Here is an 18,136-nt window from a genome sequence, read left to right as displayed (position 1 = left end):
TCGCGCGAGATCAGGCTCTGGCGTGGGGGAGAGCCTGCTCCCGCGCGTCGGCATCATCCCCGGTGTTCGAGTGGCACCTGCGCCATGCGCTCGAGACGAATCAGGGCCAAAGGTCACTCTTCGGTCGGGACGCCCGCTCGCCCGGGACGGGTGAGACCTCTTGCCTGGTGTTCCGGCCCGGGTCTACTCTCCGGCTTGGGGGAGATATCCGACCGAGATGAGTCGAGATGTCCAGTCGTACATCGCAGGTGCTGGTCCGAAACACGCAGGGCGCTCGTCGTCGCGCGCGTCTGCTGCTCTCGGCAGCGTTGGCGGCGCTCCTCGGCGTCGCGGGCCTCGTGGGCGCGTCCGCCGCGGTGGCGGCACCGGGGAGCCCCGGGGTGCCGCAGGCGCCGGCGACCGCGGTCTACCTGGAGACCTTCGAGAACCAGACGGCGACCAACGGCATCCGGATCGGTCAGTACACCGGCGGGGCGGCGGCGAACACGGAGACGTACGTGACGAGCCCGAACTGGGCTCCGGTCGCCGACCAGTGCAACGGCTGGGTCCTGCGCTCGACGACACCGCGGAACGCGGTGGTGACCGGCGTGGACTCGGGCTGCGACGCCACGGCCTGGGCGTATCTCCAGGGGATGGCGACAGCCATCGGTCTGTACAAGGGTCAACCGCTGGCGGCGGCTCAGCAGAACCAGATCCTGTCGGAGTACACCAACGGCGGCTCCGCGCCCGGCCCCGGCGTCGAGTTCCAGACCGCCAAGCCCATCACCGCAGGGATCGTTCCCGGGCACTTCTACCTCATCAGCGCGGTGTACGGTGCCGCGAACTGCGTGTCCGAGGGGCCGACGTTGAACCGTGTGGATCCGCGGCTGAGCTTCAACCTGATCGTGAACCAGACCGGCAGCGGGCCCGCGCCCGGTACGGGTGGGGGCACGGTCACCACCCTCGCCAGCGGCCTCAATCCATGCACTGATCCGGCAGCGCGAGAGATCACGGTGGGCGGGAGGCTCTTCCATGTCGCGGAGCTGCAGTCCGCGGGATTCCGCGCCGACGCCACGACCACCTCGCTCGGCGTGCAGCTGTTCAACGCGGCGGGCGGGTTCCGTGGGAACGACAGCGGTTTCGACGACCCGCAGATCGTCGACGCGACACCGCAGCTCGACAAGGTGTTCAGTCCGACGACGGTGAAGGTCGGGCAGACCTCCACGCTGACGTTCACCATCACCAACACGGACGATCTCGAGGCGAAGAACGGATGGTCGTTCACCGACACCCTCCCGGCGGGGCTGCGTTTCGCGGGCGATCCCACCACCGACTGTCCGGCGGGAGCCGCGACGGTCGACGGGACGCGCATCAGCGGGACCGGGAACATGGACGCGGGTACGGTCTCGTGCACATTCACGGTTCCGATCACCTCCGACACCGAGGGTTCCTACACGAACGGCCCGTCGAACATCGGCCCGATCAGCGGTCTGCTCGAGCCGGGCAACAGCACGGTGGTCTTTACCGCCGCGGACGCGCCCGCGATCAGCCTCGTGAAGTCTTCGAGCCTCACCGACCCGGCGCAGTACGTACTGAACGCCCCGGTGACGTACTCGTTCCTGGTCACCAACACCGGAAACGTCGACCTGACCGCGGTCACCGTCTCCGAGACGGCCTTCAGCGGCACGGGGAGCCCACCGGTCGCCGCGTGTCCGCAGACCACGCTTGCACCAGGGGAATCGACGACGTGCACGGCTGAGTACACGCTCACGCAAGCAGACATCGACGCGGGAGAGGTGGCCAACACCGCGCAGGCGACCGGCACTCCACCGGAGGGGGATCCGGTCACCGCGACAGACGATGCCGTGATCTCCGGGAGCGAGGCACCGCAGCTCTCCCTCGTGAAGACGGCTGACGCGAGCGGCGTGCAATCCCCGACTCGCGTCGGCGATCCCATCGCCTACACGATCCTCGTGACGAACACCGGCAACGTCACGCTCACCGACGTCGCCGTCACCGACACGCTCCTCGGAAGCGCCATCACGTATACCTGGCCGGGGGCGGCGGGCACCCTTGCGCCCGGGCAGAGCGCGACAGCCACCGGAACGCACGAGGTCACCGCCCTCGACATCGAGACCGGCGCGGTGACGAACACCGCCACCGCCACCTCTCGCGACCCCAACGGCGCCGAGGTGCCGGCCGGGCCGCAATCCACGACGACGCCGCTGGACCAGGCTCCGGCCCTCGCGCTGGTCAAGTCCGCGTCCCCGGCGCTCAGCACGCCGCCGGCACCCGGCGACCTCATCACGTTCTCGTTCACCGTCAGCAACACCGGGAACCTCGACCTCCGCGAGGTGGCGATCACCGACCGGCTTCCGGGCCTGTCCGCCATCACCTACACATGGCCGGGCGACGCCGGGGTGCTGTTCCCCGGCCAGGAAGGCACGGGGACGGCCACCTACGCGATCACACAGGCCGATATCGACGCCGGTGTCGTGGCGAACACCGCCGTCGCGAACGGCACCACGGAAGCAGGAGCCAACGTCCCCTCCAACGAGGCCGACACCTCTACTCCCCTGGAACGGGCACCGGCCCTCACCCTCGTGAAGACAGCCGACGGAGCCGGGATCACCGACCCCGCCGAGCCGGGGCAGCCCATCGTCTACTCGTTCACGGTGACCAACTCGGGGAACACGACCCTCACCGCGGTGGCCATCACGGACCAGCTCTCCGGCCTGCCGCCGTTGACCTACACCTGGCCCGCGGCAGACGGCGTCCTCCTGCCGGGCCAGGAAGCCACCGCCACCAGCACCTACTCCACCACCGCCGCCGACATCGACAACGGAGAGGTCACCAACAACGCCACCGCCACCGGGCAACCACCGGCCGGCGACCCCATCGATTCGGACCCCGCGACCACGACCACGCCATTGACGCAGGCCTCGTCACTCAGCCTCGTCAAGACCGCTGACGCGAGCGGGATCACTGATCCGGCAGAAGCCGGACAGCCCATCGTCTATTCCTTCACCGTGACCAATACCGGAAACACGACCCTCACCGACGTCGCCGTCTCCGACGAACTCGCGGGCCTCCCGCCGCTGCGGTACACCTGGCCCGGCGAGGCGGGAGTGCTGCGTGCCGGCGAGGAAGCCACCGCGACGAGCTCCTACCCGATCACGACCGCCGACATCGACAGGGGCAGCGTGACCAACAACGCGACAGCCACCGGGCGGCCCCCGACGGGCGACCCCCTCGAGTCCGATCCGCAGTCGACCACCACACCGCTCGAGCAGGAGTCTGCACTGGAGCTCCGTAAGAGCGCGGATGGATCCGGGATCACGGACCCCGCCGAGGTCGGACAGCCCATCGTCTACACCTTCACGGTCACGAACACCGGCAACACCACTCTCACGGACGTCATCATCGTGGACGAGCTGGCAGGGCTGCCTGCCTTGACCTACACCTGGCCCGCGGCGGAGGGGGTGCTGCTCCCCGGCGAGGAGGCCACCGCCACCAGCACCTACGCGATCACCGCCGCCGACATCGCCCGGGGCACAGTCACGAACAACGCGACGGCCACCGGCACACCCCCGACAGGGGATCCCATCGAATCCGACCCCGCGACGACGACGACCGACCTCGTCGTGACCCCGGAGCCGACACCGAGCCCGACCCCGGCGCCGAGCACGGGCGGGCTCTCCGACACCGGAGGGACCGTGCCGCTCGTCGCCCTGGCTGCCGCCGTGTGCCTTCTTGTCGTCGGCAGCGGGCTTGCTGTCGCAGCTCGACGGAGGAAGGTCACGCGGAACCAAGATCACTAGATCACGGGGCTGGGATTGAGTCCTCGGGTTGACCAGCTAGAGAGTGGCGACCAACAGGCAATCGCGCGAGATCAGGCAGGAGGGCGGGGGAGCTGCTGATGTCGCGCGTGCGCCTGTTCTGGCGGGAGGGTGGAGGGTACCAGGCAGGTCGACTCTGCGGCCGTGCTCCCCCTCACGGAGGGCCGTACATCGCACTCGGGTGGTGGACCCAGGCGTTCGCGCGAGAGCAGGCTGCCAGGGAGGGAGAGGCCTGAACTCGCGCGCGTGCCTGTTCTCGCCAGGGGAGGAGGTCAGGCGGTGAGACGCTGTTCCGCGAGGCGCGGGACGGCACGTTCCCGAGCGGCCTTCCGGGCGGTCGCGATGGCCCCGGCCGACACGACCTCCGCGCCGAGCGTCGAGGCGAGGATCTCCGGTGCGGGCAGGTGCAGCTCGTCCGGGAGTATCCGGCGGGCGGCGGCCAGCACGGGTTCGATGCTCTCCGCCACGGCCCCGCAGATGATCACGCGCGCGGGGTCGTACATGCTGCCGAGCACGCCGACGACCCGGGCGAGGGTCGCGCCCACGCGCTCGGCGACGCGGAGGGCGTCGGGGTCTCCGGAGGCGGCGAGCGTGAGCACCAGTCGGGGGTCGACCGGCCCGTCCGCCACGAGCCGGCCGAGGGCTCCGTCGGCGGGGGCCTCGCCGTCCGCCACCGCGCTCCGGGCTTGCTCCTCCAGGGCGTGCCGAAGTCCCACTGCCGAGCCGACCCCGATGATGTGGTCGAACACCACGCCCTCGCCGACGCCGCCGTGGGCGCCGTGCAGCACGTGCCCGTCGACGACCACGCCCCCGCCGAAGCGCTCGCTGGCGAGCAGGGCCACGTAGTCGCGGCAGTCGACGGCGACCCCGAGCGTCCCCTCGGCGATCGCGGCGAGCTGGGCGTCGTTCTTGACTTCGACCACCGGGGCCCAGTCGCGCAGAGCCTCCGCGAGGCCGGGGTTCGTGCGCTCCCAGAAGCCGTCGGGGTGCGGGGGTGAGATGCCGTCGCGGTTCACGGGAGCGGCGACGCCGGCGCACACCGCGAGCACACGCTCCGCTGGTACCCCGGCCTCGTCGCGCGCGGCGCTGAGGTGTTGCAGGATCGTCGCCCGGCGGTCGTCGGCGCTCTGCGCGGGGTCGACCTCCACGCGATGGTGCACGAGCGTGCGATCGAGCAGATCCGCGACGGTCACCGCGAGGTGCGTGTCTCCGGCGTCGATGCCCATCACCACACCGAGGTCCGCCGAGAGGGCGAAGCGGCGCGCGGGGCGTCCGGAGCGGTAGTCGCCGATGGCGCGGGCGTTCGGCAGCTCGCGCAGCACGTCCGCGGTGACGAGCGTGTCGATCGCGTCGATGGTGGTGGAGCGCGTCAGCGAGGTGCCGGCCATAGCCTCGGTGGCGGTGAACTCGCCCGCCGTCCAGGCGAAGTCGAGCACCGCGCTCACGCTCGCGCGGCCGGTGCCGAGTCCCGTCGAGACCTCTGTCACTCCCCTTGACCTTTCTGTCGCCCAGATGAGACAGTACCTCTAAACGGATTAAATTCGCTCACTAGATTTACTCCGCGGATCTACGAAGGGACGATGGTGTCTGCAACACGACCACGAGTGGTGCGCTGGACCGCCGGAGCGCTCGGCCTCGTGCTGACCGGCGCCGCGCTCACCGGCTGCGCCGCGGGCGGGGGAGCGGAGACGATCCGCTTCACGTTCAGCAAGCGCGAGGCGATCCCGTTCATGACGGAGCTCGTCGCGGAGTACAACGCGTCGCAGGACGACGTGCGGGTGGAGATCGACACGTCCGGCGTCGACGTCGTGTCGGCGAGCTTCGTCCGCGGCAATCCGCCGGACATCATGCTCGCCAACTACAACTACGAGGTCGCCCGGTTCGTGCAGCGCTGCGCGCTCACCGATCTCTCCGACACCGAGGCCGCCGCCGGCATCCGCGACGACCTGCAGCCGCTCATGGATCAGTACGGCTCCTGCGCAGGACGCACCAGCGCGCTGCCGTACTCGGTCATGGCCGCCTCGGTCATCTACAACAAGCAGATCTTCGCGGAGCAGGGCCTGGAGGTGCCGCAGACCTGGGACGAGCTCCTCGCCGTCAGCGACAGCCTCCGCGAGGCCGGGATCGACTCGTTCTACGCCACCTTCAAAGACGACTGGACCGTCGGGCAGGGGTGGTACGACTACGCCGTCGGCGGCTCGCTCGACGTGCTGGCGTTCTTCGACGCGCTCGCCGCCGAAGGCACCGATGTCGGCCCGGACTCTGAGGTCTCGTTCGAGAAGGACTTCGCGGAGCCGATGGACAAGATGATGCTGCTCGCGGACGAGTACACGAACGAGGACGCCGCGAGCCGGGCGTACGGGGACGGGAACCTCGCCTTCGCGAAGGGCGAGGCCGCGATGTACCTGCAGGGGCCGTGGGCGTTCAGCGAGATCGCCAAGACCGACCCCGACCTCGACCTCGGGACCTTCCCGCTGCCCATGACCGACGACCCGGACGACCTCGCGGTCCGCGTCAACATGGACCTCGCGGTCATGATCCCGGAGGAGTCGAAGCACCAGGAGGCCGCGCGCGACTTCCTGGAGTACCTCTACCTCCCCGAGCACATCGAGGAGTACAACGCGTCGCAGCTCGGGTTCACCCCGACGACCGACGCGGCGCCGCCAGACGACCCGCGCATCGAGGGCATGATCGAGTACTACGACGAGGGACGGATCTATCAGGGCCCCTCAGTGCTCGTCCCGAAGACCCTCCCGATCTTCAACTACGCGCAGGCCATGGTCCTCGGCGCCGCCCCGTCGTCCATCCTCCGCACCATGGACGCCGACTGGGCCCGCATCGCCTTCCGCGCCCCCATCCCGAGCTCCGAGGATTCCGCATCGGGCGAGACAGAGGAGTCCGCGCCATGAGCACCACCACGACCACCGGCGCCGACGCCGGGACGAGCACCACCGCCATCCTCACCGGCGGGCAGCGGAAGATCCGCCGCCACACCCGCCGCGTCGAGCCGATCTACTACCTGTTCCTCCTGCCGACTCTCGTGATCTTCACGCTCGCGATCACCGTCCCCGGCGTGATCGGCATCTTCTTCAGCTTCACCGACTCCATCGGCATCGGCGAATGGAGCTTCAACGGGCTGACGAACTACATCGCGCTGTTCAGCGACCCGGCGATCCTGCAGAGCTACCTCTTCACCTTCGGGTTCTCGATCGCGACCGTGATCGTCGTCAACGTCATCGCGTTCCTGCTGGCGGTCGGCCTCACGTCCCGGATCCGGTTCAAGACGGGCCTGCGGACGATCTTCGTGATCCCGATGGTGATCTCGGGCATCATCATCGCCTACGTCTTCAACTTCCTGTTCTCGAACTCGATCCCCGCGGCGGGCGCGGCCACCGGCATCCCGTGGCTGGAGACGAGCCTGCTCGCCAACCCCGACCTCGCCTGGGTCGCGATCGTGATCGTCACCGCCTGGCAGGCGGTCCCCGGTACCCTCCTCATCTACATCGCCGGACTCCTGTCGGTGCCGGGCGAGGTGTACGAGGCGGCGAGCATCGACGGTGCCAGCCGCACGCAGCAGCTCACCCGCATCACGATCCCCCTCGTCGCGGGATACGTCGTCATCAACGTGATCCTCGGCTTCAAAGGCTTCCTCAACGCCTACGACATCATCGTCGGCCTCACCAACGGCGGTCCCGGCACCGCCACCCGCAGCGTCGCGATGACGATCATCGCGGGCTTCAACGGCGGCGACTACGCCTACCAGATGGCCAACGCCACGATCTTCTTCATCGTGGCCGTGCTCATCTCCGTCCTCCAGCTCTCGCTGACCCGCGGAAGGAACACGTTCTGATGTCGACGGAGACCCTCACCACCATCCCCGCGGACGGACGCCGGAAGCGGCAGAAGATGGAGCGCGTCAACTGGTCGGGCACCATCATCCTGATCCTGTGCACGGCGACCATCCTCATCCCGCTGTACGTGACGATCTCGATGGCGTTCAAGACCACAGGGCAGGCGGTCGACGGCAACGCGTTCTCGCTGCCGGCGCCGTTCAGCATCGACGGCTTCGTGCAGGCGTGGACGCTGACGAAGTTCCCCGTGGGTGCCGCGATCTCGCTGCTCGTCACGGCGGGGACGGTCATCGCGACCATCGTGCTCGCGGCCTTCGCGTCGTACGCGATCGTGCGCAACTGGGACCGCCGGCTGTTCCGGTACTCCTTCTTCTACCTGCTCGCGGCGATGTTCATCCCGTTCCCCGTCGTGGCGCTTCCGCAGATCCAGCTCACCGGACGCGTTGGCCTCGACAACCCGTTCGGCGTGATCATCCTCGCCACGATGTTCCAGCTCAGCTTCAGCGTGCTGCTGTTCACGGCCTTTCTGCGGTCGATCCCCATCGAGCTGGAGGAGAGCGCGCGGATCGACGGCGCGACCACCTGGCAGACGTTCTGGAAGCTGATCTTCCCGCTGCTCGCGCCGATGAGCGCCACGGTCGGCATCTTCGCCTTCCTCTACGCCTGGAACGACTTCATGATGCCGTCGCTGATCATCTCCGACCCCGCGCTGCAGACCCTCCCGGTGCGGCAGAACCTCTTCCAGAACCAGTTCAGCAACAACTACAACGTCGCCTTCGCCTCGTACCTGATGGCCATGGCTCCCGCGATCGTCGCCTACCTCTTCACTCAGCGCTGGGTGATGGAGGGCGTCACGCAGGGTGCCGTCAAGGGCTGACCCGACCCCCGCAAGAAACAAGGAGAGCCTCTTCCTCATGACCGATTCGCTGCTCACCGCGACCCGCGAAGACGACAAGACCGCGACCTGGTGGCGTCAGGCCGCCGTGTACCAGATCTATCCGCGGAGCTTCGCGGACGCCGACGGCGACGGCCTGGGTGACATCCCCGGCATCGTGTCGCGCGCCGACTACCTCGCCGCGCTCGGCATCGACGCGGTGTGGCTGAGCCCGTTCTACCCGTCGGAGCTCGCCGACGGCGGGTACGACGTGGCGGACTACCGGAACGTCGACCCCCGCCTCGGCACCCTCGACGACTTCGACGCCATGGTCGAGGCGCTGCACGCGCGGGGCATCCGCGTCGTCGTCGACATCGTCCCCAACCACACCTCCGACCAGCACGCCTGGTTCCAGGAGGCGCTCGCCGCCGGCCGCGGCTCGGCCGCCAGGGAGCGCTACATCTTCCGTGAGGGCACCGGCCCCGACGGTGCGGAGCCGCCCACCGACTGGGTCTCGGTCTTCGGCGGCAGCGCCTGGGAGCGCGTCGCGGACGGTCAGTGGTACCTGCACAACTTCGCTGTCGAGCAGCCCGACCTCAACTGGGACCACCCCGAGGTGCGCGAGGACTTCCTCACGACGCTCCGCTTCTGGTCGGACCGCGGCGTGGACGGGTTCCGCATCGATGTGGCCCACATGCTGACGAAGGACCTCACCGAGCCGCTGCCGTCGCGCGCCGAACTCGACGCGATGGACCGCACCTCGGGCACGCACCCGATGATCGACCGCGACGACGTGCACGAGATCTACGCGCAGTGGCGCGCGGTCTTCAACGAGTACGACCCGCCGCGCACCGCGGTCGCCGAGGCATGGGTGGAGACCCCGGAGCGCCGCGCGAAGTACGCTTCCGCGGAGGGGCTCGGACAGGCGTTCAACTTCGACCTGCTCGTCGCCGACTTCGACGCGGCCGACTTCCAGCGCATCATCGCCGACAACCTCGCCCAGGCGCAGGCCGCGGGCTCGTCGACGACCTGGGTGCTCTCGAACCACGATGTGACGCGGCACGCCACCCGCTACGGCCTGCCGCCCCTGCGTGGGCGTGCGGTCAAGCAGGGCACGGAGTGGGTGCGCGCCGGCGGCCCGGAGGAGGGTCTCGACCGTGAGGGCGGCCTGCGCCGGGCGCACGCCGCGACCCTGCTGCTGCTCGGCCTGCCGGGCAGCGCCTACCTCTATCAGGGCGAGGAGCTGGGCCTGCACGAGGTTGCGGACATCGCGCCCGACCAGCGGCAGGACCCCGGGTTCTTCCGCGGTGCAGACTTCGACGGCCTCGGCCGCGACGGCTGCCGCGTGCCGCTGCCGTGGACGACGTCCGGCAGCTCGTACGGCTTCGGCGCGGCCGGCGCGCACCTGCCGCAGCCCGACTGGTTCGCGGAGCATGCGGTCGAGGTGGAGGACGCCGACCCCGGCTCGACCCTCAACCTGTACCGCGAGGCGCTGCGGCTGCGGCGGGTGCTGCAGACCGGGGAGACGCTCGAGTGGGTCGACACGGGTCGCGAGGACGTGCTGCGATTCCGCCGCCCGAACGGGTGGGAGGTCGTGACGAACTTCGGCACCGTGCCGTTCGACCTGGGCGCTGCGGCCGACGACGTCGTGCTGTCGACCGTGGCGCTCGACGGCTCCGTGCTGCCGGGCGAGGCCACGGCGTGGATCGCTCCGGGAGCTCTCGCGCACTGACCGGGCCGGTGGGGGCGGGGACGCGGATTTGATAATGGTTCTCATTAGCGTTTAGAGTGGGACTCATGAAGAAGCCCGTCCTCGCCCTCACGCTCGCCTCGGTCGCCGCCCTCTCCCTCGCCGGATGCTCGTCGACCTCCGGCGCGGCGGAAGACGACGGCGCGGTGACGGTCGTCGCGAGCACCAACGTCTACGGCGACATCGCCGCGCAGGTCGGCGGAGACCGGGTCGACGTCACCTCGATCATCGACTCGGTCACCCAGGACCCGCACTCCTACGAGGCGAGCGCTCGCGACCGCCTCACGCTGCAGAAGGCCGACCTCGTGGTGGAGAACGGCGGCGGCTACGACGCGTTCATCGACAGCCTCCTGCAGGATGCGCAGGACCCGCACGTCGTCACGGCCGTGGAGTTCTCGCACGACTACCCGGGTAACGAGGGCCACGATGACGACGAGGCCGCGACCGAGGAGTCGCACGATCACGAGGCCGAGGGGGAGGACCATGCCGGCCACGACCACATCGAGGGCTTCAACGAGCACGTGTGGTTCGACCCGCACACGATGATCCACGTCGTCGAGGCGATCGCCGACGAGCTCACCGAGATCGACCCCGACGGCGCCGACACGTTCCGCACGAACGCGGACGAGCTCGTCGCGGAACTGGAGGGCTTCGAGGGCGACCTCGAGGCGATCAAGGCGGACGCCGCCGGGGCGACGGTGTTCATGACCGAGCCGTTGCCCGGGTACCTGGCCACGGCCGCCGGGCTCACCGACGTCACCCCCGAGGGCTTCGCGGAGTCGGTGGAGGAGGGCAGCGACGTCGCGCCCGCCGTGCTGCTCGAGGCGCTGCAGGTCGTCGGGTCCGGCGATGTGACCGCCGTGCTCACCAACGCCCAGACCGGCGGCGCGGAGACGGAGCGCGTGGAGAAGGCCGCGGAGGACGCCGGGGTGCCCGTGGTCGCGTTCACGGAGCTGCTCGAGGACGGATCGTCGTACTCTGAGTGGATGAGTGACGCGATCCAGAGCCTCGCCGCCGCCGTCCAGTCGTGAGCGGAGCCCGTTCACAGGCTCAGCGACCCGCGCGGGAGACCGGTCCGGTCCTCGAGATCGCCGACGGCGCCCTGCAGCGGGGCGACCGCGAGCTCTGGTCGGGGCTCGACCTCGCGGTGCAGCCCGGCGAGTTCATCGCGGTTCTCGGTCCGTCGGGCTCCGGGAAGACGACGCTCCTGCGCAGCATCCTGGGACTCCAGCCTCTGTCCCGCGGCAGCATCCGCGTGGCCGGCGAGCCCGTGCACCGCGGCAACGCCCGCATCGGGTACATCCCGCAGCAGCGTGCGCTCGCGCCCGACACGAGCATGCGGGCCCGTGACCTCGTCGCCCTCGGCGTGCAGGGCAGCCGCTTCGGCTTCCCGGTCCCGCACCGCGGCGACCGGGCGAAGGTCGACGCGCTGCTGGCGGCGGTCGGGGCGACCTCCTACGCGGACCGCCGCGTGGGCCTGCTCTCCGGCGGGGAGCAGCAGCGCCTCCGGGTCGGACAGGCGCTGGCCGACGAGCCCGCGCTGCTGCTCTGCGACGAGCCGCTGTCGAACCTCGACCTCGCCAACCAGGTCGCCGTCACCGACATCATCGATCGGCAGCGACGGGAGCGCGGGGCCGCGGTGCTGTTCGTCACGCACGACGTCAACCCGATCCTGAACCGCGTCGACCGCATCCTCTACATCGCCGGGGGCCGGTTCCTCCTCGGGACCCCGGAGGAGGTGCTGCAGACCCGCGTGCTGACGGATCTCTACGGCACCCCGGTGTTCGTGCTCCGGGCCGGCGACCGCCTTGTCGTGGTCGGTGTCCCCGATGCGGAGCCGCACCACGACCACGACCACGAGCACGGGGGAGCCGCATGACCGCCGCGTCCGCCCTCGTCCCGATGGTCGGCTGGGACGACATCTTCTCCTTCCAGGACTACGGCGAGCTCGTCGCCCTGCTCTCGAACTCGATCATCGCGGGTGCCGTGCTCGGCCTCGTCGGCGGCCTCATCGGGGTCTTCGTCATGCAGCGCGATCTCGCCTTCGCGGTGCACGGGGTGAGCGAGCTCTCCTTCGCGGGAGCGGCGGCGGCGCTGCTGTTCGGCGGCAGCGTCGTGCTCGGCTCCCTCGGCGGAGCCCTCGTGGCGGCGATCCTCATCGGGGTCCTCGGCGCCAAGGCCAGGGACCGCAACTCGATCGTGGGCGTGCTCATGCCGTTCGGGCTCGGTCTCGGCATCCTGTTCCTGTCGCTGTACGACGGCCGGAGCGCCAACCGGTTCAGCCTCCTGACGGGGCAGATCGTGTCGGTCTCGAGCCCCGACCTCGGTTGGCTCATCGGCATCAGCCTCGTGGTGCTGCTCGGCCTGCTCGTGATGTGGAATCCGCTGCGCTTCGACTCGCTCGACCCGGAGTCGGCGGCCGCCCGCGGGGTGCCCACCCGCACCGTGAGCCTGCTGTTCATGGTGCTGCTGGGGCTCATCGTCGCGGTGAGCGTGCACATCATCGGCGCGCTGCTGGTGATGGCGCTCCTGGTGACGCCGGCGGCCGCCGCCATGCGGATCACGGCGGGCCCTGTCGCGGTGCCGGTGCTGGCGGCTGTGTTCGGGTTCGTGTCGGCCGTCGGCGGGATCCTCCTCGCGCTCGCCGGAACCCTCCCGGTGAGCCCCTACATCACGACCCTGTCCTTCACGATCTACGTCGTGTGCTGGATCGTGCAGCGCGTCCGGTCCCGGGTCACCCGCGTCTGACCCCGTTCAAATCGCGCACTTTGCTCCATTTCGGCTGCGGATGGGGCCAATCGGGCGACTTGAAGCGGGGGTGGGCCGCTCCCAGCCCTCGCCAACCGTCCCGGCCTAGAATCAAAGGCATGGCTCAGCGGAACACCTGGCAGCGCGAGCGCGTGCGCGAAGCGCTCGCCGACGCGCGCGGTTTCGTGAGCGCGCAGAGCCTCCACGCGACGCTCCGCGACGACAACACCGGGATCGGCCTGGCCACGGTCTACCGCGCTCTCGCCGGGCTCGCGGCCGCGGGCGACGCCGACTCGCTGCAGAGCCCCGAGGGCGAGGCGCTCTACCGGGCGTGCACCACTCAGGGCCACCACCACCACCTCATCTGCCGATCCTGCGGCCTCACGGTCGAGATCGAGGCGAAGGACGTGGAGCAGTGGGCCCATCGCACGGCCGCCCTGCACGGGTTCACCGAAGCCGCCCACGTGGTCGACATCTTCGGCCTCTGCGCCCCGTGCGCGAACAAGCGCGACGCCGAGAGGGCTGCGACAGCGTGACCGCCCCGGCACGAACGGCCACCCGTCCGGGCCACACGCACCGTCGAGCGCCCTCACCGCGCTCGACGTGGATCGCCGTCGGCATCGGCGCCGTGATCGTCGCGGCGCTGTTCCTCATCGACGCCTTCCTCCCCACCCTCTTCCCCGCCTCGCTGCCCACCCGAGCGCAGGACGGTCTGACGCTCGCCCTCAGCGTGCTCATCGAGGCGCTGCCCTTCGTCGTGCTCGGCGTGCTGCTGTCGATCGTCGTGCAGGTCTGGCTCCCGGCGGACGTCATCCACCGCTGGCTCCCGCGACGGGCGTGGGCTCGCCGGGCCGTGCTCTCCCTGCTCGGCATGCTCATCCCCGTCTGCGAGTGCGGAAACGTCCCGTTCGCCCGCGGGCTCATGATGCGCGGACTCGCCCCCGCGGAAGCGCTGACCTTCCTCATCGCGGCACCGATCGTCAACCCGATCGTGATCCTCACCACGCACGCCGCCTTCGGATGGGACGGCGGCATCCTCGTCGCCCGCCTCGTCGGCGGCTACCTCATCGCGAACCTCATCGGCTGGATCTACAGCCGCCACCCCTCGCCGGAGTCGCTGCTCACCCAGCGCTTCGTCGACACGTGCGAGCGCGTTACGCACGAACCCGGGACGCCCGTGCGCCGCAGCCTCACGCAGTTCCTCGTGGAGCTGCGGGCCGTGATGCCGGCGCTCGTGATCGGCTCCGCGCTGGCGGGCGCCGTGCAGGTGCTCATCCCGCGCGACGTCCTGCTCACGATCGGCGCCAACCCCGTGCTCTCGATCGTCGCGATGATGCTGCTCGCGATCGTCGTGGCGATCTGCTCCAACGTCGACGCCTTCTTCGCGCTGTCGTTCGCGTCCACCTTCTCCTCGGGGGCGCTCGTCGCGTTCCTCCTCGTCGGGCCTCTCGTCGACATCAAGATGCTCGCGCTGATGCGCACGACCTTCACCACTCGCACGCTCGTGGGCATCACCGCCGTCGTGCTGGCATCGGCCTTCGCGATCGGGATCGGGGTGAACGTCCTTGCCTGAGCTCTCCGCCCGCTCCCGCGCCCTCGCCACCCGGTGGCTGGGGATCGGCCTGGCATCCGTCGTCGCGGTCGTCACCCTCGGCCTCGCGGTGACCGACCGCCTCAGCCTCTACATCAGCCCGGAGTCGGTGTGGTTCGCATCCGCCGCCGCCGTCGTGACGCTCGCCGGGGCCATCTGGTCGTGCACGCTGCCGCTGGGTGCCGAGGAGGACCACGGGCACGACCATGGCCCCGCGGCCTCGCGCTCCACCGGGCCGGAGGCGTCCTCGTCCGATGAGACCGCGCACCCCTCCGGGCCGTCGCGCCGTCGTCTCGCGGGAGTCGGTGCGCTGGCCGGCGGCGTGGTCGCGACCGGCGTCGTCGTCTCCGCGCTCGTCCTGCCTCCCGCCTCGCTCTCGGTGGAACTCGCGATGTCCCGCGCCGGGGAGGAGAGCGCGCTGTTCGCCGGCGCCGACACCGTCGCCCTCGGGGTCGCGGACACGTCGACCTTCGGTGTGGGCGACTGGGCGAGCGTCTTCGCCGCCGCGACCAACACCACGGCGTACGACGGAGCCGACGTCACGTTGCAGGGCTTCGTCACACCCGGCGAGGGGGACGACGTCAACCTCACACGCCTCGTGATCACCCATTGCGTCATCGACGCCCAGACGGCGGCGCTGCCGGTGAGTGTGGACGCCGACGCGTACAAGACGGGCCAGTGGGTCGAGGTCACCGGGACGGTGCGGGCGGACGAAGACGGCTCCCTGCACATCGAGCCGACCGACGTCGTGGCGATCGACGAGCCGAAGGACCCGTATGAGTACTGACGACGAGCGGCCGGAGTCGCCCGACGTCCCACGCACTCGCGCCGAGCTGCGTGCGGCCAGGGAGGCCGCGGAGCGCGCTGCGGAGGAGCAGACCGCGGCGGAGCGCGCGGCAGCCGAGCAGGCCGATGCGGAGCTGGTCGCAGAGGAGCGAGCGGCCGTGGAGCGTATGGCGGCGGAGGTCGCCGCCGAGCAGGAAGCCGTCGACCGGGAAGCCGCAGCGGAGCGCGAAGCCGCGGCCGAGCGCGAGGCGGCCGAGCGTGCGGCAGCGGAGCAGGAAGCCGCCGCACGTGCTTCCGAGGAGTCGGCCGCCGGCATCCCCGTGATCCCGCAGGCGCCCGAACCGGTGTTCACCCCCGCGGGCCCGACGTCCGCTTCCCGAGCAGACGGCGTCGTCGAAGACGCGGCGGAGCCGGGCTGGACGCCCACGACCGACCTCCCCGCCGACGACGAGGAGCCGCGAAGCGCCCCGTGGTCCCGCCGGCGGTTCCTCGTGACGATCGGCGCCGTCGTCGGAGTGCTCGTACTCGTCGGCACGGGCCTCGGAATCGTGAGCCTCCTCCAGGGCCCCCGGGTCACCGACGTGCAGGTCGACGCCGCGCAGGCCATCGAATCGTCTGGAAGCCGGGTCATCCTCACCGCGAACCAGCCGCTCTCCGCCATCGATCCCGAGCAGGTCACCGTCGAGCCCTCCGTACCGTTCACGGTCGATGCCGCCGGCCGCGGGGTGGGCGTGCGTTTCACAGTGCCCCTCGACGATGACACGACCTACACGGTGACCGTCGCCGGGGTGACGGGCGCGGGAGGAGGCCCCACCGCAGACCTGACGACGTCCTTCGAGACGCCGGCGTCGTCGATCTTCCTCCTGCGCCGCGACCCGGACGGCGACGACATCATCTTCCGTACCGACCTGAGCGGAGAGAACGCGCAGCCGGTGTTCTCCCACCCCCGTATCGACGACTTCCGGGCCACGTCGACGCAGCTCGTGGCCGCTGTCGAGGACGACGACCAGTCGCGGCTGCTCGTGATGGACAGGGACGGCTCCGACCAGCGTGAGCTCCCGCTGCCCGGCGAGGGGTACGTGGGCGCGATCCAGGTGTCCGAGCGCGGCAACCTCGTCGGCTACAGCTACTCCGATCGCGAGCTCAGCGACACCGAGGGGCGCGCCAGCGTGCTCGTCACCCAGTCGCTGAGCGGCGATGACGAACCCCGCATCATCGAGGTCGGCGACAAGGAGGTGAGCGTCTTCGTGTGGCAGTTCGTGCCCGACAGCGCGGCCGTCCTGTTCATCGACTTCGACGGGGCGCTCTCGCTCGTCGATCAGTCGACCGACACGGGCGTGCAGTCCCTCGGGCTCGCGACGACCATCCAGGGGATCTCCCGTGGCACCTACACCGCGATCGTCGAGCGACTGGACGGCTCGGTGGTGGAGCTCGACCTCGCGGACGGATCCGAGGAGCCGCTCGCCGCGTCCGAGCCGGATTACGGCACCGCCACCTCAATCACCCCGTTCCCCGGCGGGACGCTGCGCCATGTCGTCGCCCGGGATGAGGGCGGTCTCCCGGTGGGGCAGGCCGTGATCCGGGTCGACGACTCCGGAGCCGCCACGCCGCTCGTGGAAGTGAGTGCCGCCGACTCGATCCTCCAGGCCTGTGCGTCGCCGAGCGGGCAGTACGCCGCCGTCGTGATCGCGCCGGACATGGCCGACAACGCCTATGACGGGATGCTGCTGCCGCTGCCGGAGAAGCTCGAGACGCACCTCATCGACATGAAGACCGGGGACGAGATCGTCGCGCTGACCGGCTTCGATGCGTCCTGGTGCCAGACGGCGCCGCGGTTCTGACGTGACAGAGTCCGTGACGCTGCGGCGCGCGAACCGCGATGACGTGATGAGCTCCGCCGTCGAGGTGGCGCCGACCCTCCTCGGCGCGGAGCTGCGGACCGTGGTGCTCGAGGACGGCCTCCCGGTCGAGGTGCGCGTGCGCATCACCGAGGTCGAGGCGTATCACGGTCAGGGCACGGGGGAGGTGGCCGACCCGGGGTCCCACGCCCGCATGGGGCGCACGGCCCGGAACGCCACGATGTGGGGCGAACCCGGGCATCTGTACGTGTACCTGAGTCACGGCATCCACTCCTGCGTCAACGTGGCCTGTGGACCCGAAGGGCAGGGCGACGGGGTGCTGCTGCGTGCCGGGGAGATCGTGTCCGGCGTGGAGGCGGCGGCCCGACGACGACGTGCGGTCCCGCCGCTCGGCCGCACCGCCCTCCGGGACCTCGCGCGCGGACCGGGGCGGCTCGGACAGGCCGCGGGGCTGCGGCACTCCCTGCACGACGGCCTGGACGCCATCACGGGGGCGGAGCAGAACGGCGCGAAGGCGGAGCTGTGGCTCGGCTCGCCCGTGGTCGAGGTGGCCCAGGGTCCGCGGGTGGGCGTGGCGGGCATCGCCGGGACGGATGCCTTCCCCTGGCGCTTCTGGATCCCCGGCGACCCCACGGTGTCCGCCTTCCGGTGGGGGCGGGGTGCTGCCGACGCTTCGAGTCGCGCGAATGGTGGCTTCTCGAGCTGAGATGGGGCCATTCAGGCGATTCGAAGCGTCGGGCCGAGGCCGTGCTAGACTGACTCTTCGTCTGCGCACGCTCCTGTGCGCAGTTCGTGTGCTCCCCCTTCTTCCGCCGAGAGATCGGCATGCGGGGCGGCGTGCAGACAAGGGATCTTGGGT

14 protein-coding genes are annotated in these 18,136 nt (G+C 70.3%); 13 read left to right on the top strand and 1 reads right to left on the bottom strand.

Annotation, left to right across the window (positions count from 1 at the left end; translation table 11 throughout):
* Positions 1 to 227 precede the first annotated feature (227 nt).
* A complete protein-coding gene (locus WFJ36_RS15500; protein WP_336643656.1) occupies positions 228 to 3,800 on the top strand; it encodes a DUF7507 domain-containing protein in 3,573 nt (1,190 codons plus the stop codon).
* 290 nt (positions 3,801 to 4,090) lie between these two features.
* Here the strand turns inward: WFJ36_RS15500 and WFJ36_RS15495 are convergent, their stop codons facing one another.
* Positions 4,091 to 5,305 carry an ROK family protein gene (locus tag WFJ36_RS15495; RefSeq protein ID WP_336643655.1) on the bottom strand — a complete coding sequence of 405 codons (1,215 nt, stop codon included), beginning with the start codon at positions 5,303 to 5,305 and terminating at the stop codon, positions 4,091 to 4,093.
* A 93-nt stretch (positions 5,306 to 5,398) separates the two neighbouring features.
* Here WFJ36_RS15495 and WFJ36_RS15490 point away from each other — a divergent pair, with 93 nt between their 5' ends.
* The 12 genes from WFJ36_RS15490 to WFJ36_RS15435 all read left to right on the top strand — a co-directional run bounded on the left by WFJ36_RS15490 (position 5,399) and on the right by WFJ36_RS15435 (position 17,983).
* Entirely contained in the window at positions 5,399 to 6,727 is a 1,329-nt protein-coding gene (locus WFJ36_RS15490; protein WP_336643654.1) for an ABC transporter substrate-binding protein, read from the top strand.
* Positions 6,724 to 7,668 carry a carbohydrate ABC transporter permease gene (locus WFJ36_RS15485; protein ID WP_177173838.1) on the top strand — a complete coding sequence of 315 codons (945 nt, stop codon included), beginning with the start codon at positions 6,724 to 6,726 and terminating at the stop codon, positions 7,666 to 7,668. Before WFJ36_RS15490 ends, WFJ36_RS15485 begins: the two co-directional genes overlap by 4 nt.
* Entirely contained in the window at positions 7,668 to 8,546 is an 879-nt protein-coding gene (locus WFJ36_RS15480) for a carbohydrate ABC transporter permease (RefSeq protein ID WP_071329350.1), read from the top strand. Before WFJ36_RS15485 ends, WFJ36_RS15480 begins: the two co-directional genes overlap by 1 nt.
* Before the next feature lie 37 nt (positions 8,547 to 8,583).
* Positions 8,584 to 10,275 (top strand): glycoside hydrolase family 13 protein, encoded by a 1,692-nt coding sequence (locus WFJ36_RS15475; RefSeq protein WP_336643653.1) that lies wholly within the window; start codon positions 8,584 to 8,586, stop codon positions 10,273 to 10,275.
* 65 nt (positions 10,276 to 10,340) lie between these two features.
* Complete coding sequence (locus tag WFJ36_RS15470; protein WP_292790623.1) at positions 10,341 to 11,324, top strand: metal ABC transporter substrate-binding protein; 984 nt, start codon at positions 10,341 to 10,343, stop codon at positions 11,322 to 11,324.
* The gene (locus WFJ36_RS15465; RefSeq protein ID WP_025102736.1) at positions 11,321 to 12,172 is read left to right on the top strand and encodes a metal ABC transporter ATP-binding protein; all 852 of its coding nucleotides are present in this window, start codon (positions 11,321 to 11,323) and stop codon (positions 12,170 to 12,172) included. Before WFJ36_RS15470 ends, WFJ36_RS15465 begins: the two co-directional genes overlap by 4 nt.
* Positions 12,169 to 13,041: a metal ABC transporter permease gene (locus WFJ36_RS15460; protein WP_370670668.1), complete on the top strand. Its 873-nt coding sequence runs from the start codon at positions 12,169 to 12,171 to the stop codon at positions 13,039 to 13,041. The genes WFJ36_RS15465 and WFJ36_RS15460 overlap by 4 nt, the downstream gene beginning before the upstream one ends.
* Before the next feature lie 119 nt (positions 13,042 to 13,160).
* On the top strand, positions 13,161 to 13,577 hold the full coding sequence (locus tag WFJ36_RS15455; RefSeq protein WP_336643652.1) for a Fur family transcriptional regulator: 417 nt from the start codon (positions 13,161 to 13,163) through the stop codon (positions 13,575 to 13,577).
* Positions 13,574 to 14,614, top strand: a complete 1,041-nt coding sequence (locus WFJ36_RS15450; protein WP_060923446.1) for a permease — start codon at positions 13,574 to 13,576, stop codon at positions 14,612 to 14,614. The genes WFJ36_RS15455 and WFJ36_RS15450 overlap by 4 nt, the downstream gene beginning before the upstream one ends.
* Complete coding sequence (locus WFJ36_RS15445; protein WP_071329346.1) at positions 14,607 to 15,419, top strand: TIGR03943 family putative permease subunit; 813 nt, start codon at positions 14,607 to 14,609, stop codon at positions 15,417 to 15,419. The genes WFJ36_RS15450 and WFJ36_RS15445 overlap by 8 nt, the downstream gene beginning before the upstream one ends.
* Positions 15,409 to 17,259: a hypothetical protein gene (locus WFJ36_RS15440; RefSeq protein ID WP_143049292.1), complete on the top strand. Its 1,851-nt coding sequence runs from the start codon at positions 15,409 to 15,411 to the stop codon at positions 17,257 to 17,259. Before WFJ36_RS15445 ends, WFJ36_RS15440 begins: the two co-directional genes overlap by 11 nt.
* A gap of 1 nt (position 17,260) precedes the next feature.
* Entirely contained in the window at positions 17,261 to 17,983 is a 723-nt protein-coding gene (locus WFJ36_RS15435; RefSeq protein ID WP_336643651.1) for a DNA-3-methyladenine glycosylase, read from the top strand.
* Positions 17,984 to 18,136 lie beyond the last annotated feature (153 nt).

Origin of the sequence: Microbacterium sp. MMO-113 (assembly GCF_037148555.1) — a bacterium.
GTDB lineage: Bacteria > Actinomycetota > Actinomycetes > Actinomycetales > Microbacteriaceae > Microbacterium.
This window is presented reverse-complemented; position numbering and strand designations above follow the sequence as displayed.

Bases quoted from the DNA above. Each gene is read 5' to 3' on its own strand.
- WFJ36_RS15490 (WP_336643654.1), top strand. From the start codon at position 5,399: ATGGTGTCTGCAACACGACCACGAGTGGTGCGCTGGACCGCCGGAGCG.
- WFJ36_RS15440 (WP_143049292.1), top strand. From the start codon at position 15,409: ATGAGTACTGACGACGAGCGGCCGGAGTCGCCCGACGTCCCACGCACT.
- WFJ36_RS15455 (WP_336643652.1), top strand. From the start codon at position 13,161: ATGGCTCAGCGGAACACCTGGCAGCGCGAGCGCGTGCGCGAAGCGCTC.
- WFJ36_RS15475 (WP_336643653.1), top strand. From the start codon at position 8,584: ATGACCGATTCGCTGCTCACCGCGACCCGCGAAGACGACAAGACCGCG.
- WFJ36_RS15460 (WP_370670668.1), top strand. From the start codon at position 12,169: ATGACCGCCGCGTCCGCCCTCGTCCCGATGGTCGGCTGGGACGACATC.
- WFJ36_RS15470 (WP_292790623.1), top strand. From the start codon at position 10,341: ATGAAGAAGCCCGTCCTCGCCCTCACGCTCGCCTCGGTCGCCGCCCTC.
- WFJ36_RS15480 (WP_071329350.1), top strand. From the start codon at position 7,668: ATGTCGACGGAGACCCTCACCACCATCCCCGCGGACGGACGCCGGAAG.
- WFJ36_RS15500 (WP_336643656.1), top strand. From the start codon at position 228: ATGTCCAGTCGTACATCGCAGGTGCTGGTCCGAAACACGCAGGGCGCT.
- WFJ36_RS15485 (WP_177173838.1), top strand. From the start codon at position 6,724: ATGAGCACCACCACGACCACCGGCGCCGACGCCGGGACGAGCACCACC.